Annotated in this window: 20 protein-coding genes and 2 rRNA genes (1 of these 22 running past the window's edge); 1 reads left to right on the forward strand and 21 read right to left on the reverse strand. The window is 49.2% G+C overall.

The genetic code is table 11. From position 1 onward, the window contains the following. Window positions 1-75 precede the first annotated feature (75 nt). The 10 genes from sigH to DCC85_RS19660 form a co-directional block, all read right to left on the reverse strand. On the reverse strand, window positions 76-723 hold the full coding sequence (sigH, locus tag DCC85_RS19615; RefSeq protein ID WP_108467069.1) for an RNA polymerase sporulation sigma factor SigH: 648 nt from the start codon (window positions 721-723) through the stop codon (window positions 76-78). A gap of 159 nt (window positions 724-882) precedes the next feature. Further along, complete coding sequence (locus DCC85_RS19620; protein WP_108467070.1) at window positions 883-1,404, reverse strand: NYN domain-containing protein; 522 nt, start codon at window positions 1,402-1,404, stop codon at window positions 883-885. A gap of 12 nt (window positions 1,405-1,416) precedes the next feature. Then, on the reverse strand, window positions 1,417-2,157 hold the full coding sequence (rlmB, locus tag DCC85_RS19625) for a 23S rRNA (guanosine(2251)-2'-O)-methyltransferase RlmB (protein ID WP_108467071.1): 741 nt from the start codon (window positions 2,155-2,157) through the stop codon (window positions 1,417-1,419). A gap of 56 nt (window positions 2,158-2,213) precedes the next feature. Next, on the reverse strand, window positions 2,214-2,660 hold the full coding sequence (locus DCC85_RS19630; protein ID WP_108467972.1) for a Mini-ribonuclease 3: 447 nt from the start codon (window positions 2,658-2,660) through the stop codon (window positions 2,214-2,216). Beyond that, window positions 2,657-4,060: a cysteine--tRNA ligase gene (cysS, locus tag DCC85_RS19635; protein ID WP_108467072.1), complete on the reverse strand. Its 1,404-nt coding sequence runs from the start codon at window positions 4,058-4,060 to the stop codon at window positions 2,657-2,659. The genes DCC85_RS19630 and cysS overlap by 4 nt, the downstream gene beginning before the upstream one ends. Before the next feature lie 84 nt (window positions 4,061-4,144). Continuing rightward, entirely contained in the window at window positions 4,145-4,816 is a 672-nt protein-coding gene (gene cysE, locus DCC85_RS19640; protein WP_442789502.1) for a serine O-acetyltransferase, read from the reverse strand. A 424-nt stretch (window positions 4,817-5,240) separates the two neighbouring features. Then, on the reverse strand, window positions 5,241-6,701 hold the full coding sequence (gltX, locus tag DCC85_RS19645) for a glutamate--tRNA ligase (RefSeq protein WP_234414242.1): 1,461 nt from the start codon (window positions 6,699-6,701) through the stop codon (window positions 5,241-5,243). 69 nt (window positions 6,702-6,770) lie between these two features. Then, the gene (gene ispF, locus DCC85_RS19650) at window positions 6,771-7,253 is read right to left on the reverse strand and encodes a 2-C-methyl-D-erythritol 2,4-cyclodiphosphate synthase (protein ID WP_108467075.1); all 483 of its coding nucleotides are present in this window, start codon (window positions 7,251-7,253) and stop codon (window positions 6,771-6,773) included. A 1-nt stretch (window position 7,254) separates the two neighbouring features. Further along, window positions 7,255-7,965, reverse strand: a complete 711-nt coding sequence (gene ispD / locus DCC85_RS19655; RefSeq protein WP_108467076.1) for a 2-C-methyl-D-erythritol 4-phosphate cytidylyltransferase — start codon at window positions 7,963-7,965, stop codon at window positions 7,255-7,257. A 94-nt stretch (window positions 7,966-8,059) separates the two neighbouring features. Continuing rightward, window positions 8,060-9,145, reverse strand: coding sequence for a PIN/TRAM domain-containing protein (locus DCC85_RS19660; protein WP_108467077.1), 1,086 nt, complete (start codon window positions 9,143-9,145; stop codon window positions 8,060-8,062). Window positions 9,146-9,339: 194 nt separating this feature from the next. Here DCC85_RS19660 and DCC85_RS19665 point away from each other — a divergent pair, with 194 nt between their 5' ends. Beyond that, entirely contained in the window at window positions 9,340-9,735 is a 396-nt protein-coding gene (locus DCC85_RS19665; protein ID WP_108467078.1) for a nucleoside triphosphate pyrophosphohydrolase family protein, read from the forward strand. Between the two features lie 51 nt (window positions 9,736-9,786). Here the strand turns inward: DCC85_RS19665 and pssA are convergent, their stop codons facing one another. From pssA to DCC85_RS19715, 11 genes are all read right to left on the reverse strand, one after another. Continuing rightward, the gene (pssA, locus tag DCC85_RS19670; protein ID WP_108467079.1) at window positions 9,787-10,515 is read right to left on the reverse strand and encodes a CDP-diacylglycerol--serine O-phosphatidyltransferase; all 729 of its coding nucleotides are present in this window, start codon (window positions 10,513-10,515) and stop codon (window positions 9,787-9,789) included. Between the two features lie 142 nt (window positions 10,516-10,657). Further along, window positions 10,658-11,734 (reverse strand): DNA integrity scanning diadenylate cyclase DisA, encoded by a 1,077-nt coding sequence (disA, locus tag DCC85_RS19675; protein WP_108467080.1) that lies wholly within the window; start codon window positions 11,732-11,734, stop codon window positions 10,658-10,660. Between the two features lie 13 nt (window positions 11,735-11,747). Then, entirely contained in the window at window positions 11,748-13,115 is a 1,368-nt protein-coding gene (radA, locus tag DCC85_RS19680; protein WP_108467081.1) for a DNA repair protein RadA, read from the reverse strand. A 281-nt stretch (window positions 13,116-13,396) separates the two neighbouring features. Next, on the reverse strand, window positions 13,397-15,841 hold the full coding sequence (gene clpC / locus DCC85_RS19685; protein ID WP_108467082.1) for an ATP-dependent protease ATP-binding subunit ClpC: 2,445 nt from the start codon (window positions 15,839-15,841) through the stop codon (window positions 13,397-13,399). Window positions 15,842-15,904: 63 nt separating this feature from the next. Beyond that, complete coding sequence (locus tag DCC85_RS19690; RefSeq protein WP_108467083.1) at window positions 15,905-16,963, reverse strand: protein-arginine kinase McsB; 1,059 nt, start codon at window positions 16,961-16,963, stop codon at window positions 15,905-15,907. Between the two features lie 12 nt (window positions 16,964-16,975). Next, entirely contained in the window at window positions 16,976-17,500 is a 525-nt protein-coding gene (locus DCC85_RS19695; protein WP_108467084.1) for a protein-arginine kinase activator protein McsA, read from the reverse strand. Window positions 17,501-17,540: 40 nt separating this feature from the next. Further along, a complete protein-coding gene (locus tag DCC85_RS19700) occupies window positions 17,541-18,002 on the reverse strand; it encodes a CtsR family transcriptional regulator (protein ID WP_108467085.1) in 462 nt (153 codons plus the stop codon). A 288-nt stretch (window positions 18,003-18,290) separates the two neighbouring features. After that, window positions 18,291-18,461 (reverse strand): hypothetical protein, encoded by a 171-nt coding sequence (locus tag DCC85_RS23200; RefSeq protein WP_199909944.1) that lies wholly within the window; start codon window positions 18,459-18,461, stop codon window positions 18,291-18,293. A gap of 61 nt (window positions 18,462-18,522) precedes the next feature. Then, window positions 18,523-19,812 (reverse strand): erythromycin esterase family protein, encoded by a 1,290-nt coding sequence (locus DCC85_RS19705; protein WP_108467086.1) that lies wholly within the window; start codon window positions 19,810-19,812, stop codon window positions 18,523-18,525. A gap of 172 nt (window positions 19,813-19,984) precedes the next feature. Continuing rightward, window positions 19,985-20,101, reverse strand: a 5S ribosomal RNA gene (rrf, locus tag DCC85_RS19710). A 232-nt stretch (window positions 20,102-20,333) separates the two neighbouring features. Next, window positions 20,334-20,916 (reverse strand): 23S ribosomal RNA (locus DCC85_RS19715); it runs 2,469 nt beyond the window's last position.

The raw sequence follows: 20,916 nt of genomic DNA on the forward strand, positions 1-20,916 counted from the left end.
TGAGCTTCCTATTGAACTAAATAAAAGCAAAGAAAAAAAGACTCTGGCTATCGAGTCTTCTTCCTACTGAAATCATTATAGCACATCTCGCACCTCAAGATAACGTTCAAGCTTCCGCTTAACACGCTGAAGTGCATTATCGATGGATTTGACATGTCTCTTCAGATCGACCGCAATCTCCTGATAGGATCGGCCGTCCAAATACAGCATAAGCACTTTCCGTTCTAAATCACTGAGGATCTGGGACATCTTGTCTTCCAGACCTGTAAATTCTTCTTGATTGATGATCAGTTCTTCCGGGTCGCATACCTGTGAACCGCAGATCACATCGAGCAGCGTTCGGTCAGAGTCTTCATCATAAATAGGCTTGTCCAATGAAACATATGAGTTAAGTGGAATATGCTTCTGTCTGGTAGCTGTCTTAATCGCCGTAATAATCTGGCGGGTAATGCAAATCTCAGCAAACGCCTTAAATGAAGTTAGCTTGTCACCTCTAAAATCACGGATCGATTTATAGAGTCCAATCATGCCTTCCTGGATAATATCCTCTCGGTCGGCACCAATCAGAAAGTAGGACCTTGCTTTCGCTCTAACAAAGCTGCGGTATTTATTAATCAAATACTCAAGCGCTTCGCTCTCGCCTCTTCGTACGGCCTCTACAATGTCTTCATCACTCTGGACTTCGTAGTCAAATCCTATCACTATGTTGAGGTCGACACTCACTACAAATCCCCCCGGCCGCAACGCAAGATGCCCCGTTACTCAATCAAGTATACGATCAGTATATATGATAATTCCTACCAGAGTCAACCTCAAAAGTCCTAAATAATGCCAAGTCGAACTTTGTCAAGAGTACCTGGAAGGAACATTTAATGGTTCCTGTCATTCCCTTCTCCAGCGTTCAAACAGCTTTTTGACCTCAGGAGACAACTTTCCTCCCAGTGTATTTCGATTAATTTTAGCGGTATCTTCGTCAATCTTCGACTTTACCGCTCGATCATTCTGCTCGATAATAGTCAATAGCTCCCGCGCCGAAAGACGCAGGGCCCCTTGACCAAAAATAACATGCTGTTCAATCATGTCGCTAGTTGCTACATAGATTTGCCTTCGCCGATGGCTCAGCTCACGCACCAGCCGTTCAATGCATTCATCCGCTGTCTCTTTCTCTTTGGTGAAATAGATTTGTACCTTATACTGATCGAAGCTCTTTCCAAGGCCCGGCACCTGATAAGCATCAAATACAACGATCACCTTCCAGCCCGAGAAGGCCTGATAATCGGCAAGCTGCTCCAGCAGCCGGTCACGAGCTTCCTGCATTCCCAGCTTGGCCAGCCGGGCCAGTTCAGGCCAGCCGCCGATCATATTGTAGCCATCGACGAGGAGCACATTTTGCGCCTCCATCATTTCAGGGAATCCTTAAGCACGGCGGCGCCGCAGCACTTCGTACATGACCACTCCTGCGGCTACGGAGGCATTGAGTGAGTTCAGCTTGCCTGCCATCGGCAGTTTGACCAGCACATCGCATTTCTCTTTAATCAATCGGCCCATCCCCTTGTTCTCATTACCTATCACAATGGCTACTGGGCCCGTAAATACTCCATTGTCATAAATCTCCTCTTTGGCAGCTACATCTGTACCGACTACCCAGACACCAGCCTCTTTCAACTGATCTATCGTCTGAGCCAGATTGGTCACTCGCGCCACGGGCACATACTCTGCGGCACCTGCTGACGTCTTAGATACGGTAGCAGTTACGGACGCCGAACGGCGCTTTGGCAAAATAACTCCATGAACTCCCGTACATTCTGCAGTCCGGAGAATTGAGCCCAGGTTATGCGGATCTTCAATTTCGTCCAGAAGCAGTAAAAAGGCAGGCTCCCCCTTCTTATCTGCACCAGCCAGCAGATCCTCAACTTCCACATAAGCGAAGGGAGCTGCTTGAGCCACTACTCCCTGATGCTGTAAATCAGGCACCATCTGGTCAAGCTTACGCTTGTCCACATATTGAATAATGATTCCTTGTTTTTTCGCTTCGGCCACGATAGGCTGTGTCAGGTGTTTCTGAGCCCCTTCCGCGATCCAGATCTTATTGATGGTGCGGCCTGCACGCAATGCCTCGAGCAGCGAATGCTTCCCGCCGATCCATTCCTGTTCCATTCTCGTTCCTCCTTGGACTTTTAGCTCACTGCTCATTTTATTGATTACATTTCTTCTTATTCCGAGGTCTCCAGCATCTTCAGTCCTTCATCGATCAATGTCCGCATTCGGCTATGAGCCCCGCTGTAATATAGATAACCTACCAAGCATTCTAGTGCGGTTGCATGGCGGTATTCAATGACGTTCGCATTCTTCGGAACGCTCCCTGACTTGGCGTTGCGCCCCTGTCTAACGACATCGTGCTCCTCCTCAGTAAGCTCTCCCTCAAGCAAACTGAGCAGCTTGGCCTGCGCCTTGGCGGATACAAATTTCGTAGCCTGTCCATGCAAATGATGGGGTCTGAGGTTAGGCCGAGAAATCAAATACTGCCGAACTGCAACCTCAAACACAGCATCACCGATATAGGCGAGAACCAGCGGAGGAAGCAGACGCGGCGATTTGGAGGCCTCATAGGGAAACCAGAGTGCCTCCACCGATTGGTTATGATCCATCTCGTTCATCATTTCCGCCGCCATCTGATTCCTTGCGGTGTATCCTCCAGCAAGATACCTCTAGCATCCAACAAGTCACGAATCTCATCTGCTCGGTCCCAATTTTTCTCTTTACGCGCCTGCTTGCGCTCTTCAATCAGCCGCTCCACATCTGCACCTGGAAGCTCTGCAGCTTCATTCTCATAAATGCGCAGCACACCGTTCATTTCTTCAAATACGGCAAGCGCCGCCTCCAAGTCAGCACGATTTAAGCTCTCCTGCTGCAGAAGCAGGTTGGTTTCGTTCACCCATTCAAACATGGCCGTAATCGCATCCGGCGTATTGAAATCATCCTGCATCTTCTCATGGAACAAAGCTCGAATGCGGTCAAACGTCTCTGCCACAGCCGGCGTTACTTCCTCACTCAGTACGGCTGCTTTATCCAGCCGGTGTTGAAGGTTAGATACAGCATTGGCAATACGCTCCACACTTCGCTGTGCCTGATCCATCGTCTCATCCGTAAAGTTGAGCGGATTGCGATAGTGGGTGGACAGCATGAAATAACGGATCGCCTCACGCTTATAGGCTTGGCGAAGATCTTTTACGAGCACACCGTTACCGAGCGATTTCGACATTTTCTCCCCGCCGATTTTAATATACCCGTTATGCATCCAATAATTGGCCAGCGGCTTGCCTGTGAGCGCCTCCGACTGTGCCACCTCGCATTCATGATGCGGGAACTGCAAATCCTGACCGCCTCCATGAATATCAAGCGTATCGCCAAGCAAGCTGCGCGCCATGGCGGAGCACTCAATGTGCCAGCCAGGACGGCCTGCTCCCCAAGGACTGTCCCAAGCAATTTCGCCTGGCTTGGCAGCCTTCCACAGGACAAAATCCTCCGGATGCTCTTTACGCTCATCCACGTTAATGCGAATGCCAAACTGCAGCTCCCCAATATTCTGATGAGACAGCTTGCCGTATTCAGGGAACTTATGCGTGCGGTAGAACACATCGCCTCCACTGGCATAAGCGAACCCTTCCTTCTCCAAGCTGTGGATGAAATCGATAATCAGACCAATATTCTGGGTCACACGCGGGTTGGCTGTAGCTCTCGGGATGCCCAGGCCGTCTAAATCCTCGTAATAAGCCTGAATAAACATATCCGCAACCTCAGGCACGGTTAAGTTCATTTCTTCGGCCTTGCGGATCAACTTATCATCTACATCTGTAAAGTTCACTACATATTTAACCTCATACTTCTGATTCTCCAAATAACTGCGCACAATATCGAAGAAAATCATCGGACGCGCATTGCCGATGTGAATATACCCGTAAACCGTAGGACCGCACACATACATACTGGCCTTCCCCGGAATTTGAGGCACAAACTCTTCTTTGGAACGGGTCAACGTATTATAGATTTGAAGTGACATGTTTATTTTCCTTTCCATCGCCGTAAGTGAAAAACACCACCATATACGGTCGTTCGTTATTCTTAACAGATGTTCACACCGCTTCTATTGCATCTTGTCCTGTTCACCCAATCGCTGCCTCAGCTCCTGAATCTCCTGTTTGAGGCTTTCCACTTCCAGGTGCAATTGACGCATGGAGTCGATAACCGGATCGGGGAGCTGGTGGTTCAGCCGGTCGGTCTTCTTCCCACCTTGCTTGACCACCCTTCCGGGAATACCCACTACCGTACTGTCTTCCGGAACTTCCTTCAGAACCACTGAATTTGCTCCGACATTGGATTGATCGCCAACCTTGAAAGAACCAAGAATCTTAGCGCCTGAACCTATAACCACATTATTGCCTATTGTGGGGTGCCGCTTACCTTTTTCTTTGCCGCTGCCGCCCAAGGTAACTCCTTGATATATAACCACATCGTCCCCTATTTCACACGTTTCTCCAATGACCACGCCCATGCCGTGATCGATGAATAACCGTTTGCCAATTCGGGCGCCAGGGTGAATCTCGATCCCTGTGAAGAAACGGCTGACCTGGGAGATCACACGGGCAAGGACAAACCAGCGACGCCGGTACAAGGCATGGGCAATTCGGTGGCTCCAAATAGCATGGAGACCCGAATAAGTGAACACTACCTCAAACCATCCCTTAGCTGCGGGGTCATTATCAAATACAGCTTGAATATCTGATCTTATCGTCTTGAACAAGTCAAAGCCCCCCATGTTCGTATCTTGGCAGGGAGCGATATTAATAAAAGCGCCCCTGCAGCCTAAGCTGCAGAGGCGCTTATCTTCGCGGTTCCACCCTGCTTAAACAGATCAGTTACGCCACTGCTTTTTGCAGGCGAGTTCTGAGTGTTTATCTCAAAGTCCCTTAACGCGAAACCACTCGGCAGACTCTACCTGCGGACATCCTCCGCGCTCAAGCCAACAGCTCCCAGGTGCATTTCCGCCGAGCGCATTTGGATAACTCTCACCACGAAAGATGCCCTTTCGGATTATCCTCTCTGAAAAACGCGCAGAATACAGCGTACTTCTCCTGTTCAATGCTTTATATCCTATAAAAGTGACTAAAATTCTGAAATTCATATAATCACTAATATCTTATCTAAAAGTCAGCGGGCTGACAAGGTGATTTCTCCCCAAGTTAAACTCCGCGAACTTGCGATTTCAGGCGGTCCAATACGCGATCCTTACCGAGCAGATAGATCGTCTGATTCAGGTCACGCCCGTGAGTTTGCCCGGTCAGCGCTACCCGGATCGGCATGAACAGCTGTTTACCCTTGAATCCAGTCTCTTTCTGGACCTCTTTGATCAGAGCTGCGATCTGTGCAGCGGTAAACTCAGAAGAAGCCGAGAGCTTGTCATGGAATGCCTGCAGCACCGTAGGAACCTGGGGCTCTGACAAAATAGCAGCCGCCTCAGCGTCCAGCTCCAGATGCGTGCGGAAAAACATATCCGACAACTCTACGATATCCGAAGCCGCAACCATTTGCTCCTGGTACAGAGCTACCAGCGCCTCAGCCCATGCCTGCTGCTCAGCAGACAATTCGGCCGGCAGACGCGAAGCCTTCTGCAGATGAGGGATAGCCAGCCCGGCGATACGCGCAGGATCCGCAGATTTAATATAGTGATTGTTGATATGTGCGAGCTTATGCTTGTCAAAGACAGCAGGGCTGCGGGATAGCCGGCTGGCATCAAAGATAGAGATCAACTGATCCTTGGTAAAGATCTCTTCCTCCCCTTCCGGCGACCAGCCCAAAAGTGCGATAAAGTTAAACAAAGCCTCAGGCAGATAGCCAAGCTGATCATATTGCTCAATAAACTGGATGACGGACTCATCCCGTTTACTCAGCTTTTTGTGGTTCTCGCCTACAATCAAAGTCATATGTCCAAAGATTGGCGGTTCCCAGCCAAGGGCTTCATAGATCATCAGCTGACGAGGCGTATTGGACACATGGTCCTCCCCGCGCAGCACATGCGTGATTTTCATCAAATAGTCGTCCACCGCTACAGCAAAGTTGTAGGTTGGTATCCCATCTTTTTTGACAATGACAAAATCACCTGAAGTTTCAGATTCAAAGCTGATCGGGCCCTTGACCAAGTCGTTAAACGTATAGGTCCGACCTTCAGGTACACGGAACCGGATGCTTGCCTTGCGGCCCTCCGCTTCAAATGCCTGGCATTGCTCTTCTGTTAGATCCCGGTGTTTGCCAGAATAGCGCGGCATTTCACCGCGGGCGATTTGCTCTTCGCGCTCCTGTTCCAGCTCTTCTTCTGTACAGTAACAACGGTAGGCAAGTCCCTTGTCCAGCAATTCCTGCCAGTAAACTTTATATATATCCAAGCGCTCTGTCTGGCGGTAAGGACCATAATCCCCGCCAACATCGATGCTTTCATCCCAATCCATGCCCAGCCATTTCAGATAAGTCAGCTGGTTCTCTTCGCCGCCTTCAACATTCCGTTTCACATCCGTATCTTCAATACGGATAATAAACTTACCGCCTTGGCTGCGGGCAAATAGATAATTGAACAGCGCTGTTCTGGCGTTGCCGATATGTAAGTGCCCCGTCGGACTCGGCGCGTACCGCACACGAACTTCCGTCATTGCAATCCCCTCCATAAAGTGTCTTTCTATTCCTATACCCGGATCGGGCCTTCCGTGTTCATCTCACGATCATAGCATATCTTTAACAAGGCATACAATACACTGTGCTGCTATCCCTTCGCCCCGGCCGGTAAATCCAAGCTGCTCCGTGGTCGTTGCCTTGACGTTCACTTGGGAAACTTCGGCTTGCAGCGCTCCAGCGATAATCTCAACCATTTGCGGAATATAAGGAGCCATCTTTGGCCGCTGAGCAATCAAGGTAGCGTCCAGGTTGCCAAGCTTGTATCCTTTGTCCTGTACCATGCTCCACACCTGCTCCAACAGCTTCAAGCTGTCGGCATCCTTGAATGCCTGATCGGTATCCGGAAAATGGCGGCCGATATCTCCCTCTCCAATAGCTCCCAAGATCGCATCGCTGATCGCATGCAGCAGTACATCCGCATCCGAATGGCCCAGGAGGCCTTTCTCATAAGGAATATTCACCCCGCCAATGATGCAAGGCCTTCCCTCTACCAGCTGGTGTACATCAAAGCCCTGTCCTACCCTTATCATATTAATCCTCTCCCCGGCTTCTCGCCCTTGTTCTGACAAATTCGGCATAGTCTAAATCCTCTGGTGTAGTAATCTTAATATTGCTGTAATCCCCCTCGACCACTTTGACCCTACGGCCGATCCGCTCGACGAGAACAGAGTCATCGGTTCCCAAGAATCCCTCACGGCGAGCCTTCTCATGGGCTTCCAGCAGCTCGGAACGCCGAAAAGCCTGTGGGGTCTGAATAGCCCACAAGCTCCTGCGGTCGGGTGTCGACTCGACGAAGGCGTGAGCATCCACTACCTTGACGGTGTCTTTGACTGGCACGGCTAATACCGAAGCCCCGTCGGCCCATGCGGCCTCGCAGCAGTCGGCAATATGCTTGCCGGTCACAAAGGGACGCACTCCATCGTGCACCAGCACCCAAGGTGTCTGAATCGCCTGAAGACCCAGATATACCGATTCCTGGCGCTCACTGCCCCCGGCAATCACCTCTGTCACCTTGTCCAGCCCATAAGAGCGCACCCATTCCCTACAGCGCTCTACATCCGGCTGTCCTGTAACGATAACTATATTTGAAATCAGCGGCTGGCGCTGGAACGTCTCCAGCGTATGAATGAGAATGGGCTTGCCCTCAAGCAGCAAGTACTGCTTGCTCTCCTTGCTTCCCATTCTTGTTCCCCGGCCTGCGGCCACCACAATGGCGCCTACTTGCTGGTTAGCTTCCGCCATAGATTATCCCTGCCCTAAACATGATAGTATGACCTCTCAGGGCGGCCTTCAACTGGCCGTTTGCCTTGAGCGCATCAGTAACATCATACCTTGTTTACTGGGCTTTTTCCAACAGTTTCGGTTTGGCAAAAATCATTCGTCCGGCTGACGTCTGAAGCACGCTTGTAACCATCACTTCTGTAACGCTGCCTATGTAGTCTCGTCCGCCTTCGACCACAATCATGGTGCCGTCATCGAGATAAGCTACGCCCTGCCCATGCTCCTTGCCGTCCTTAATCACTTGAACCATAATCTCTTCACCCGGAAGCACAACCGGCTTCACCGCATTGGCCAAGTCATTGATATTGAGTACGGACACCCCTTGAAGCTCACAAACCTTGTTCAGGTTGAAGTCGTTCGTAACCACCTTACCTTGAAGCACCTTTGCAAGCTTGACCAGCTTGCTGTCGACTTCGGAGATTTCTTCGAAATCCCCTTCATAGATAAGAACCTTAACATCCAGCTCTTTCTGAATCTTGTTTAAGATGTCGAGTCCGCGGCGGCCCCGGTTGCGCTTGAGGAGATCTGAAGAATCCGCAATATGCTGAAGCTCTTCAAGGACAAATTCAGGAATTACAATCGTTCCTTCAATGAAGCCTGTCTTGCAAATGTCCGCGATTCTCCCGTCAATAATCACGCTGGTATCCAGAATTTTATGCTCCTGTCTCAGTCGCTCTTCACTCTGCACAGAGCCCCATTTACCTGACTTCCAAAAAGAACCCAGTTCATTCTTCTTCTCAAGGCCCACTCTAAGTCCAACGTATCCGCACAGACAAGTAAGCATCAACTGCAGCATATCGCTCATCATTCCAAGCCAGCTGAGTGCAGGATGCAGCAGTACAGACAGAATAAGCCCAACAGTCAAACCTGTAGTTCCCGCAGCCAGCTGATCCATAGGAATCTCGGACAACGATGTAATGCCTGTGTTCAGTCTGGATGATAACATGCCGGCAAGAATGGAGAAAAAGATCAGGAAGACACCTGCTCCTACAGCTGCGTAAATCAATTGAACCACCGTCTGGTTCATCCCCTCAAGCAGGGATAGAATTCCTTCGGGCAGCATGCGGCTTAACCCCTCGGCTGTATAACCGAACCATGCGCCGCACAAACCGGAAAGAATTAAAAAGGCCCTCTTTAACATAGAGTCCTTGCACCTCCTTTTTTATCCAGTATTGTCCATATTCATTTATCCTAATCCAACCGTTATCAGTTTTTATTCAAGGCATATAAAAAGTCTATTTCATATAAACGTAATTTTGAGGCTTTACTGGTTGAAATTGGATTCCGTGGTGACTTATAATGAATTCAATTCATATATCAAAGGTGGATGGAAAAATGAGCACACTGAGTTTACAGTCGTTTCAAGAACAAGTCTCCGAACTGCTGCTCCGTCACCGCAGCCTGCTAGACGTCCTATCCAAGACAGGACAAAGCAGCGCCTCCGTCAACCGGGCCGTAGCCAAAGCTGTCACTGAATGCGGCTGCATTGAACTGCACGCTACTAAGCAGACCTTTGAAGCTCATGCGAACCTGCTGGATGCCAGAGAGCAGGTTGACAAGCATGTGCATGGAAAGCTCTGTGAAAACTGCCGGGAAGCCATTAGTTCCGAACTGGGACGAAATATATTCTATATGTCCGCACTCTGTAATCTACTCGACATCAATATGGATGAAGTTGTGGCAAGAGAATCACAGAAATGCTCCACGCTAGGTTTGTTTAATATGTCTTAAGTGAATAATAATAAAAAAGGCATTGGTCATATAGACCAATGCCTTTTATCATTATGAGTTCTTTGAACGGTAAGCCTCATCCGAGGATGAGCCATTGCGGCGGCGCCGAAAAAGCTTCTCGATATTTTGCTTAAAGCCATAGAGAGCATAAAGCACCAAAGGTATAAAAATAAGCTTGGATAATTCATCCGGAAACTTGATAGCCACAAAAGTAGCCAACGCTACAATCCACGGTGCAATCCAGATTGCCTTTCGCGGCAGTCCAATCTTCTTGAAGTTCGGGTACCTAACGGAGCTCACCATCAAATAGGAAAGCAGCAGCATGGCAATAATGAAATAAGGAGCAGAAATCTCTTTATGGAATAAAGATAAGGTTGCCAGCACACTACCTGCAGCCGGAATCGGAAGGCCAATAAAATACCCTGGAATTCCAGGCTTCACATTAAAGCGGGCGAGCCGCAGAGCTCCGCACATAGGAAAGATGGAAGTCACAATCCATGCAACCGCTGTGGGGATATCCTGGAATGAGATACTATACATAATTAATGCGGGAGCAATCCCGAAAGATATAACGTCAGACAATGAATCGAGCTCTTTGCCAAACTCGCTGGGGCACTTCAAGGCTCGCGCCACACGTCCGTCCAAACCGTCAAGCAGCATAGCGACAATGACCATAATTGCAGCTAAGCTGTATTTACCGTTTTGCGCCAGCATGATGGCGACCATTCCGAGAAACAGATTACCTAGGGTAAACATGTTCGGAATTGATTTAATTATCATTTCTTCACCTCAAAAATTATTGTTCCCATTACCCTATATTTGTCGGCAGCATGTAAGCAGTACAGTAATGGGAATTACAGCAGAAGCTGGACAAGATAAAATCAACAGCCGCAAAGAAACCGATCATTTTATTTTAGAATATTCAGATTTGTCTGTCAATAAATACCTGCTCCTGCAGCCGCTTTAAGCCCTCCTTGATCGTCCGGGCTCTGGACTCTCCAATGCCATCCACTTCGTCCAGTTCCTCAATGGAAGCCATCATAATTCCCGGAAGCTGCTCAAACCGCTCTATTAAATTGTGAATAATCACATTTGGCAGTCTCGGAATTTTGGCCATCACTCGGTAGCCTCTCGGAGCCACAATTTCTTCCGAGCTGGCTGCTGATGACGGATATCCTAATAAGCGGGTAATATGGTGAACATCAAGGAGTTCATCATCGCTCGAACGTTTGAGGCCAAGGATCAGCTCACGAATCGCCTCTTCGTTGTCATCGCGGGCATAGTCTCTATACAGCAGCCATGCCTCTTCTTCCATATTGCTGACCAGCTCCTCCATCTGCATGCTGATCAATCGGCCTTCCGTTCCCAGCTCGTTAATATAGCGTTTGATCTCAAGCTTGATCCGGATCACCATCTCTACACGCTGGATGACATTGACGACTTCAGGGAGTGTCACCAGCTCTTCGAACTCCGATGCGGTCAAATTCGTCAAAGACTGATTCAGCACAGAGCGGTATTTCTCCAGCGTCTGAATCGCTTGATTCGCTTTGGTTAAGATTACGCCAATCTCTTTGAGTGCGTAGCGTAAGCCGCCCTGGTATAGGGTAATGATATTTCGACGCTGAGATATGGATACAACCAGCTTTCCTGTTTGCTTCGCCACCCGTTCCGCAGTACGGTGGCGAATTCCGGTCTCAGAGGAAGAGATGGAGGAATCAGGGATGAGCTGAGTGTTAGCATATAAGATTCGTTTTAAATCCTCACTAAGGATAATGGCGCCGTCCATCTTTGCCAGTTCATACAAATAGTTCGGCGAGAAATCACAGTTAATCGAGAACCCTCCCTCGACAACTTCCATGACCTCAGGACTGTAGCCCACGACGATCAGTCCGCCCGTTTTGGCGCGAAGCACATTCTCAAGCCCGTCACGAAAGGCTGTGCCTGGTGCCACCAGCCGGAGCAGGTCATTCATTTTTTCCAATTGGTTCGGTTCCTTCATCTCTTTGTGCCCCCTAATTTAACGCAACCGCTAGCGCATCTGCAACAGTGTTTACACCGATTACTTGAATTTCTTTTGGGCTCTTCCACCCCTTGAGGCTCTTCTCCGGTAAAATAACCCGTTTGAACCCGAGCTTTGCAGCTTCCCTCACCCGCTGTTCGGCCCTGGATACCGCGCGCACTTCACCAGTAAGCCCAACTTCTCCAAAAATAACATCATCCGGCTTTGTCGGCATATCCCGAAAGCTGGAGGCAATGCTAACCGCAATCGCCAGATCCACCGCAGGCTCATCTAGACGGACACCGCCTGCAACGTTTACATAAGCGTCCTGATTCTGTAAAAACATGCCCATCCGCTTCTCAAGAACAGCAATAATCAGATTCATGCGATGATGATCCACACCCGTTCCCATTCGTCTAGGCGAAGGAAAATGAGTTGATGCAATCAAAGCCTGAAGCTCAACAAGCATAGGCCGTGTTCCTTCCATACTTGCAACAACAGTGGACCCCGCTACGCCGAGCGGTCTCTCCGACAGAAAAAGCTCTGATGGGTTGGCTACTTCCCGAAGTCCGGACTCGTTCATCTCAAAGATCCCGATCTCGTTCGTAGAGCCAAACCGGTTCTTAACCGCTCTAAGCAGCCGATACGTATGATGCCGTTCCCCTTCGAAATAAAGGACACAATCTACCATATGCTCCAGCATCCGCGGGCCCGCAATGGCGCCTTCCTTTGTCACATGGCCGACCAGCACTGTAGCGATTCCCTGGCCTTTCGCAATGCGCATAAAGCGCCCCGTGCATTCCCTAACCTGAGAAACGCTGCCTGGCGCGCTTGTGATTTCCGGTAAGTACACCGTCTGAATCGAATCGATGACCAAAAAGTCCGGGGACACACTTTCGATAGCCTCCTCGATCCGCTCCATACTGCTCTCACACAGTACATACAATTGCGGGGATAAGGCGCCGAGCCGCTCTGCACGAAGCTTCGTCTGCTTCACAGATTCCTCTCCTGAAATATAAAGGACCTTGAGGCCGGACTTAGCCAGCTCATGGGAAGTCTGGAGCAGCAGGGTGGATTTACCGATGCCCGGATCTCCGCCGACGAGCACGAGGGAGCCCGGTACGACTCCACCGCCTAGAACGCGGTTAAGCTCTCCGATTCCAGTCTGCACTCTCGGCTCCTTGCCACTTTCTATATCTATGATGGGAAGCGGTTTTTCTTTACTTTGGAATATCCCTGAGGTCATCCCCTGAGTCTTAACAACTGACTCCGTCTCCTCCAACATGGAATTCCATGTTCCGCATCCCGGACATTTGCCGTACCACTTGGGGGATTCATACCCGCATTCTGTGCAGTAAAACTTCGTTTTTGTTTTCGCCATTTACCTCTCCTTAAATCATTCAATCCCCTCGCCGAACCGCTTAGGACCGCTCTTCTTATCTATATTATATTCCAGTTAACTGTTATAAAAAAACCAAATTTCATTACTCAAAGTTTACCATTTTCGGCAAGCGAACAAAAGGCCAGTTCCTTCCCTCTATGCATATACATCGGAGAAATTTCCATATAATTTAGCACCTGTGCATCAACTCTTCAGATTCCGGTTAAAAAAAAGGCTGTTTTAGAGTTCATTCCTCTAAAACAGCCTTCTTAAATTCTAGCTTACGCTTGTGGGGAGAAGCTTCCTGTTCGGGTGACTGTAAGTTCGCCATTCTCTTCATCAATCGTCAGCGAATCTCCCTTTTTCACCCGGCCTGTCAGCAATTCCTCGGACAAACGATCCTCAATATGTTTTTGAATCGCTCTGCGAAGCGGACGTGCGCCGTAGGCTGGATCAAATCCTGCCTTAGCCAGGAATGACTTCGCCTTGTCTGTCAGTTCAAAGTCTACATCATACTCACGCAGCCGTTTTCTCAGCTCGTCGGACATGAGCGATACGATTTGGCCAATATGAGCTTCCTCGAGGGAATGGAAGACGATAATTTCGTCAATCCGGTTGAGGAACTCAGGACGGAAGCTCTTCTTAAGCTCATCCATCACTTTACCCTTCATATTGTCATACTCGGCACCTGCATCGACTACAGCTGTAAAGCCCATCGTTGTGTTGCGGCGGATCGCCTCAGCACCCACGTTGGAAGTCAGAATAATGAGGGTATTGCGGAAGTCAACCACCCGGCCCTTAGAATCGGTCAAACGTCCATCCTCAAGCACTTGAAGCAGGATATTAAACACTTCAGGGTGCGCCTTCTCAATCTCATCCAACAGTACAACCGAATACGGCTTACGGCGTACCTTCTCGGTCAATTGACCGCCTTCCTCATAGCCCACATATCCTGGAGGCGCTCCAACCAGACGGGAAGTGGAGTGCTTCTCCATATACTCTGACATGTCGATGCGGATGACCGCATTCTCATCGCCGAACATGGCTTCAGCAAGCGCGCGAGCCAGCTCAGTCTTACCTACCCCGGTTGGACCAAGGAATATAAAGGAGCCCATCGGACGCTTTGGATCTTTAAGTCCCGCACGAGCACGGCGAATGGCACGGCTAACTGCCTTAACAGCCTCCTCCTGTCCGATTACACGCTCATGAAGAATAGATTCCATATTCATCAGACGCTCTGTTTCCTCTTCCTTCAGCTTGCTGACAGGAATGCCGGTCCAGCTGGCAACGACCTGTGCAATATCTTCCGGTGTAACTTCGGAGTCCGTGCGTCCTTGCTTTTCCTTCCACTGATTCTTGGTGGTATCAAGCTCTTCACGAATTTTTTGCTCCGTATCACGAAGGGCTGCGGCCTTCTCGAACTCCTGGCTTTGAACAGCCGCATCTTTCTCCTTACGGATGTCTTCAAGCCGGCTCTCGAGCTGTTTCAGATTTGGCGGTACCGTATAAGAGTTGAGCCTTACTTTGGAGCCCGCCTCATCGATCAGGTCGATAGCTTTGTCGGGCAGGAACCGGTCCGGAATGTAACGATCAGACAGCTTCACCGCCTGTTCAATGGCTTCATCTGTAATTTTCACACGGTGGTGAGCCTCATAGCGGTCACGAAGGCCGTGCAGGATTTGAATAGCCTCTTCAGGCGAAGGCTGATCCACGGTAATTGGCTGGAAGCGGCGTTCTAGCGCTGCATCCTTCTCGATATACTTACGATATTCATCCAGCGTTGTAGCGCCAATGCATTGCAGTTCACCACGGGCAAGGGCTGGCTTCAGGATGTTGGAAGCATCAATAGCCCCTTCTGCTCCGCCTGCTCCGATTAATGTGTGCAGCTCATCGATGAAGAGGATGATATTGCCTGCTTGGCGGATCTCATCCATGATCTTCTTCAGACGATCTTCGAATTCACCGCGATATTTCGTCCCGGCCACCACGGAGCCCATATCCAGAGTCATTACTCTCTTCTCCCGGAGCGTCTCTGGGATTTCGTTATTGATAATCTTCTGGGCTAAGCCTTCAGCGATGGCTGTCTTACCAACGCCAGGCTCCCCGATGAGTACTGGGTTGTTCTTGGTCCGGCGGCTGAGCACCTGAATCACACGTTCAATTTCTTTACTGCGGCCGATTACCGGATCAAGGTTCCCTTCCTTCGCCGTTGCCGTCAAATCACGTGCGAGACTGTCCAACGTTGGTGTGCTGACATTCGCTGGTGTACCATGATGGCTGGACACGGCTTCGCTGCTGCCCAGAAGCTGAAGCACCTGCTGACGAGCCTTGTTCAGGCTGATTCCCAGATTATTCAGCACACGAGCTGCCACGCCTTCTCCTTCGCGAATCAAACCAAGCAAGATATGCTCTGTACCGACATAGGTATGTCCAAGCTTGCGCGCTTCATCCATAGACAGCTCGATAACCTTCTTGGCGCGAGGAGTATAAGCGATGTTCGATGGCTGCTCTTGACCGCGTCCGATCAAGGTCTCTACCTCGTCCTGGATTTTTTCCAGGCCGAGACCAAGTCCGATCAGCGCTTTGGCAGCAATCCCTTCGCCTTCTCGGATCAAACCAAGCAGTATATGCTCTGTGCCAATGTTGTTATGCCCAAGCCGCACAGCCTCTTCTTGAGCCAGTGCAAGCACCTTTTGCGCTCGTTCAGTAAATCTTCCAAACATCATTCCCCTACACCTCCGAAAGTGGTAAATTCACCTTTAGTTTTCAACTATATACACATACTACTTTTATTTACCCAATTTCTCACGAATGAGCTTAGCTCGGTACATATCCCGCTCCCCGGCTTCCATCCTTCCGCTAAAGCGCTTCTGGAGAAAGCCCGGCTGGGTAAGCACGGTCAGCTCATTCATTTCCTGCGAGGATAAACCCTCTATAAGTCCTAGGTCAATCCCCAGCCGAACATCAGACAAACGCTGCGCCGCTTCCTTCGAATCCATGATTGCCGCATGAGACAAAATTCCATAGGAACGCATTACGCGGTCTGTCATGCGCAGACGGGATTCTGCAAGCAATCTTTCCCGTGCTGATTTCTCGTGTCCAATAATTTGAAGAACTACGCTGCGCAGGTTATCAATGATCTCCTCTTCACTTTGACCAAGGGTAATCTGGTTAGATATTTGAAACAGATTGCCCACGGCCTCGCTTCCTTCCCCATAAATCCCCCGAACCGTTAAGCCTACCTGAGATACGGCCGATAAAATCCGGTTGATCTGCTTGGTAAGCACCAGCGCCGGAAGATGCATCATGACGGAAGCTCTGAGTCCTGTGCCTACATTTGTGGGGCAGCTGGTTAAATATCCTCTTTTATCATCGAACGCATAATCCACATGCGCCTCAAAAATATCATCTATCGCTGTAGCTCTTTCCCAAGCCTCCTGAACTTGAAAGCCAGGGTAAAGACATTGGATCCGCAAATGATCTTCTTCATTAACCATGATGCTGAGACTTTCATCTTCACTGATAAATACCGCACCATTTCTCGAATCGTCTGCTAAATTCGGACTGATCAGGTGCTTCTCAACCAGTACTTTCTTATCCAGTTCTCCTAGATCTGAAAGCAGGATGGTATGCAAGGTGCCATACTCCTTAAGACGCTCGTCCTTGAGCACTTCCCTCAGCTGGTTAAGAACCTCCTCCAAATGCTGGTTGGTAGCTAGCATCGGGAACGGATGATGCAGGATATTGCGGGCAATCCGTACCCGGCTGCTTATGACAATCTCAGATTCATTTCCATTTGATCGCATCCAATCGCTAAGCGGTTGTTCAGTAAAACGCATATCAGGCATGATGTATTCCTCCTACTGTTCGGAAATTTGCTTCTCGAGCTCACGAATCCGATCCCGGATCTCCGCTGCCGCTTCAAATTCCTCTTGTACAATCCTGTACTGGAGTTCACGCTTCAATTCGTCAATTTCCCGCTTGGCTTGAAGCTCGCCGCCCACTCTTGCCGGCACCTTACCAACATGGACGGTATTGCCATGCACTCGCTTGAACAGCGGATCTAGCTTATTGTTGAAATATTTATAACAGGAGCTGCAGCCAAACCGTCCTACCTTGCTAAACTGGGAGTACGTCATTCCGCATTCCTCACAGCGCACGTTCTCATTGTGTGCGGAATGGCCGCCCTGCCCTTTTCCCGTGGGATCAAAGTCGAGCAGACCCGAGAGCAGGCTGTGAATCGAGAACCCTCCAGAAGTTCCGGGAATCACTTCCCCTTTCTCCCTGGCACAGGATTCGCAGATATGAAATTCCGTCTTCTCTCCGTTTATAATCTTGGTAAAATGCAAGCTTGCCGGACGCTTTCCGCATTCTTGACAAAGCATTCGACGTCCCTCCTTTGTAACTAGTCGTTACATCCATAAACTATTTGATTAGTATAGAAATCAGCATCGCCTTCATAATTCTTGCACGAATCTGATCTCTGTAGGGAAGCTTAAGAATCAGTACGTCGCGGGAAATCGCAGCACGCATCATCTCTGCCTCACGATGGGTGAGTACTCTGGATTCTTCCAGCTGGTATACAAGTCCCTCAGCCGCTACCTGACCAATCTCTTCTCCAATCGTATGCTGAAGATGCGTATGCAGCGAGGTAGGGCCTGGAAGCTCCACACGTCTAATACGTATATACCCTCCACCACCACGCTTACTTTCCACTAAATAACCCTTCTCAAGCGTAAATCTTGTACTGATTACATAATTAATCTGGGAAGGTACACAGGAGAATTGGTCAGCCAAATCATTCCGCTGGATTTCTATCGCTCCCTCAGGACTTTCATGCAATATGCTCTTGAGATATTTTTCAATAATATCGGAGATATTACGCATGTCATCCTCCTCCACAAGTAGTAATTCATAAGTCAATAAGCTATAGTCCAGATTAGATCAACTTAGGTAACAGCTGCCTGACTGACTTTGACTTTCTTTGACTTTATACTTATTATAGCACATATTTTTATTTTGCCAAGCGATTCCTCTTTACTTCTTAGTGTGAACGAATTTATCGCCATTTATCCCTATTTCAGAATGCTATATGCAATAATTAAGCAAAGAACAGCCCCTGTCCCTAAATTGGGACAGGGGGCCGTCAGTGGCCACCTGGTCTTTGGCCTGTCTCTATTTCTTTTCTTCCTTCTCTTCCGGAACATCATATTTATTGATGTGGGCTGTGATTGCCTCTACCGCCTCATTCACATTTGTGGTCGCCGGTACACTTTTCACCTCATCCTCTGTTTTATCCACAAAGTTCTGATGATCTGCACGAATGGCTTCAATTTTGTTGCTCATAAGCTTACCTCCTGTACTTGGATTATATATATCCTTATTACTCCTTTGTGTTACTACTTATTTAAGTACCTTCAACCGAAAGCGGTTCTAATGCATGCGTCTCATGCACATAGATAAAAGCATCGTAGCGTTCTGCCATTTGTGAGGGAACATAATTCCCCGACTCATGACGCGGATCATATACAACCCCAATAGCCCTGTGACCTAGCGTTTGATTGAATTCTGCCTGTCTCTCGGGGTTCATCATCAGAATTTGGTCAGAGCCTTGCCCGGCTTGGAACATCATATCTTCCCAGCTGTGAGTTCTAGCCTCAGGCACCCTCATTACTTCAGCAGGTGCTCCCCATGCCGACCCCGCAATAACGGTTCCGTGATGTGTGCCAAATCCAATACTAAATACATTGCCGCGCCCATATTGCTCCCGTACCAGCTGGCCGATATTAATCATCCCTGCTTGCTGCATATCTGTAGCACGAGCATCTCCAATATGCGTATTGTGCTCCCAAATAATCGCTTTGGACGCAGATCCATGATAGTCAAGGACCTGCCGAAGAGCATCTGCCATATGGTAGTCCCTGATATTCCAAGACTCAGGTCCTCCTCTAACCATTGTCCGATAGTATTGTTCCGCATGAAGGGTTACCATTGCATTTACCTTAGCATCCAGCTCACCTTCATCTTGGAGATGTTCATGTTTGGATGCATTTAGCTCATTCAGCAGGTGAATGACCTCTTCTTCACATCCTTCTCCCAGCAGCCCAGCAGATATTCCATAGGATTGAGCATCGTCTCCGTAAGGTTCCAGGCAGGAAAAGGCTTGCAGCGCTGTGTCCAGCACGGGAGAACCCGTACGCTGTAAATAACCTATGACCTGCTGTATTGAGTCCCACAGGCTATACATATCCAATCCGTAAAATCCTATCTTACCGCCTTCGGCTTGTTCCGCATTGTAATGACGCAGCCATTCTGCAAATGTCTCAATCCCTTTGTTAGCCCACATCCAGCTCGGCCAGCGGTTAAATGCCTGCAGGGCATCTGCCGCCGTCTCTGCTGTGTTCCCATCCAGGTTTTTGATGTATCGGTTAACCTCATAGCAGGAGGGCCAGTCCCCTTCTACTGCAATAAACTGAAATCCCTTCTCGGCAATAAGCCTCTTCGATAGTTCTGCTCGGATGCTGTAAAATTCAGAAGTTCCGTGTGTGGCTTCGCCCAACAATACAATTCGTGCATCGCCCACAGCCTGAATCACATGGTCAAGATCACTGAGATCACGGAAGCTGACAGCATCCTTACGAATTCGTTCAACAATCGAGACTTCTGTTGTCGATGGCTTCACGATTCGGGTAATCATCTATTCCTTTGCAAAATTAGGAACCCACGCTCCGGATGCTCCATCCTTTGCTCCCCTTTCTTGGCTTATATATGTACTATGCTGTTCCTTCGGGCTTTCTATGTGTGGAATTATCTTTCAGATATACAAAAAGAGCATCGCTGATGTAATATCAGCAATGCTCTTTATATTCGCTTGGCGGCGTCCTACTCTCCCAGGACCCTGCGGTCCAAGTACCATCGGCGCTGGAGGGCTTAACGGTCGTGTTCGGGATGGGTACGTGTGGAACCCCTCCGCTATCGCCACCAAACAGGTTTTTTCCGGTCGCTATCGCTCCCTGAAATTCATCAAGGAAAATAACCCACCTTCAAAAACAGCCTGCGAGTAAATATCAAATCTTGATATTAACCCACAATTGTTCAGATGTTTAATCACCTGAAAACTGGATACGAAACGAAATTGTGATTTAGATCTTCTCGGAGTCCCCGCAAAGTACTCGGAATCAGCTTCATCAGCCTTTTCTTCACTTTGTGGGGTCATTTTAGGATAAGCCCTCGACCGATTAGTACTGGTCAGCTCCATGCATTGCTGCACTTCCACCCCCAGCCTATCTACCTCGTCGTCTTCAAGGGGTCTTACTAATTGGGAAATCTCATCTTGAGGGGGGCTTCACGCTTAGATGCTTTCAGCGCTTATCCCTTCCGCACTTAGCTACCCAGCTGTGCTCCTGGCGGAACAACTGGTGCACCAGCGGTGCGTCCATCCCGGTCCTCTCGTACTAAGGACAGCTCCTCTCAAATTTCCTACGCCCACGACAGATAGGGACCGAACTGTCTCACGACGTTCTGAACCCAGCTCGCGTACCGCTTTAATGGGCGAACAGCCCAACCCTTGGGACCTACTTCAGCCCCAGGATGCGATGAGCCGACATCGAGGTGCCAAACCTCCCCGTCGATGTGGACTCTTGGGGGAGATAAGCCTGTTATCCCCAGGGTAGCTTTTATCCGTTGAGCGATGGCCCTTCCATGCGGTACCACCGGATCACTAAGCCCGACTTTCGTCCCTGCTCGACTTGTCAGTCTCGCAGTCAAGCTCCCTTTTGCCTTTGCACTCTTCGAATGATTT

It is taken from the genome of Paenibacillus sp. CAA11 (assembly GCF_003060825.1).
In the GTDB taxonomy this organism is placed as follows: domain Bacteria; phylum Bacillota; class Bacilli; order Paenibacillales; family Paenibacillaceae; genus Fontibacillus.

What these genes read in the sequence shown, in the direction of transcription:
- DCC85_RS19620 (WP_108467070.1), bottom strand. Translation starts at nt 1,404, where the DNA reads ATGATGGAGGCGCAAAATGTGCTCCTCGTCGATGGCTACAATATGATC.
- rlmB (WP_108467071.1), bottom strand. Translation starts at nt 2,157, where the DNA reads ATGGAACAGGAATGGATCGGCGGGAAGCATTCGCTGCTCGAGGCATTG.
- DCC85_RS19630 (WP_108467972.1), bottom strand. Translation starts at nt 2,660, where the DNA reads ATGATGAACGAGATGGATCATAACCAATCGGTGGAGGCACTCTGGTTT.
- cysS (WP_108467072.1), bottom strand. Translation starts at nt 4,060, where the DNA reads ATGTCACTTCAAATCTATAATACGTTGACCCGTTCCAAAGAAGAGTTT.
- cysE (WP_442789502.1), bottom strand. Translation starts at nt 4,816, where the DNA reads ATGGGGGGCTTTGACTTGTTCAAGACGATAAGATCAGATATTCAAGCT.
- gltX (WP_234414242.1), bottom strand. Translation starts at nt 6,701, where the DNA reads ATGACGGAAGTTCGTGTGCGGTACGCGCCGAGTCCGACGGGGCACTTA.
- ispF (WP_108467075.1), bottom strand. Translation starts at nt 7,253, where the DNA reads ATGATAAGGGTAGGACAGGGCTTTGATGTACACCAGCTGGTAGAGGGA.
- ispD (WP_108467076.1), bottom strand. Translation starts at nt 7,965, where the DNA reads ATGGCGGAAGCTAACCAGCAAGTAGGCGCCATTGTGGTGGCCGCAGGC.
- DCC85_RS19660 (WP_108467077.1), bottom strand. Translation starts at nt 9,145, where the DNA reads ATGTTAAAGAGGGCCTTTTTAATTCTTTCCGGTTTGTGCGGCGCATGG.
- DCC85_RS19665 (WP_108467078.1), top strand. Translation starts at nt 9,340, where the DNA reads ATGAGCACACTGAGTTTACAGTCGTTTCAAGAACAAGTCTCCGAACTG.
- pssA (WP_108467079.1), bottom strand. Translation starts at nt 10,515, where the DNA reads ATGATAATTAAATCAATTCCGAACATGTTTACCCTAGGTAATCTGTTT.
- disA (WP_108467080.1), bottom strand. Translation starts at nt 11,734, where the DNA reads ATGAAGGAACCGAACCAATTGGAAAAAATGAATGACCTGCTCCGGCTG.
- radA (WP_108467081.1), bottom strand. Translation starts at nt 13,115, where the DNA reads ATGGCGAAAACAAAAACGAAGTTTTACTGCACAGAATGCGGGTATGAA.
- clpC (WP_108467082.1), bottom strand. Translation starts at nt 15,841, where the DNA reads ATGATGTTTGGAAGATTTACTGAACGAGCGCAAAAGGTGCTTGCACTG.
- DCC85_RS19690 (WP_108467083.1), bottom strand. Translation starts at nt 16,963, where the DNA reads ATGCCTGATATGCGTTTTACTGAACAACCGCTTAGCGATTGGATGCGA.
- DCC85_RS19695 (WP_108467084.1), bottom strand. Translation starts at nt 17,500, where the DNA reads ATGCTTTGTCAAGAATGCGGAAAGCGTCCGGCAAGCTTGCATTTTACC.
- DCC85_RS19700 (WP_108467085.1), bottom strand. Translation starts at nt 18,002, where the DNA reads ATGCGTAATATCTCCGATATTATTGAAAAATATCTCAAGAGCATATTG.
- DCC85_RS23200 (WP_199909944.1), bottom strand. Translation starts at nt 18,461, where the DNA reads ATGAGCAACAAAATTGAAGCCATTCGTGCAGATCATCAGAACTTTGTG.
- DCC85_RS19705 (WP_108467086.1), bottom strand. Translation starts at nt 19,812, where the DNA reads ATGATTACCCGAATCGTGAAGCCATCGACAACAGAAGTCTCGATTGTT.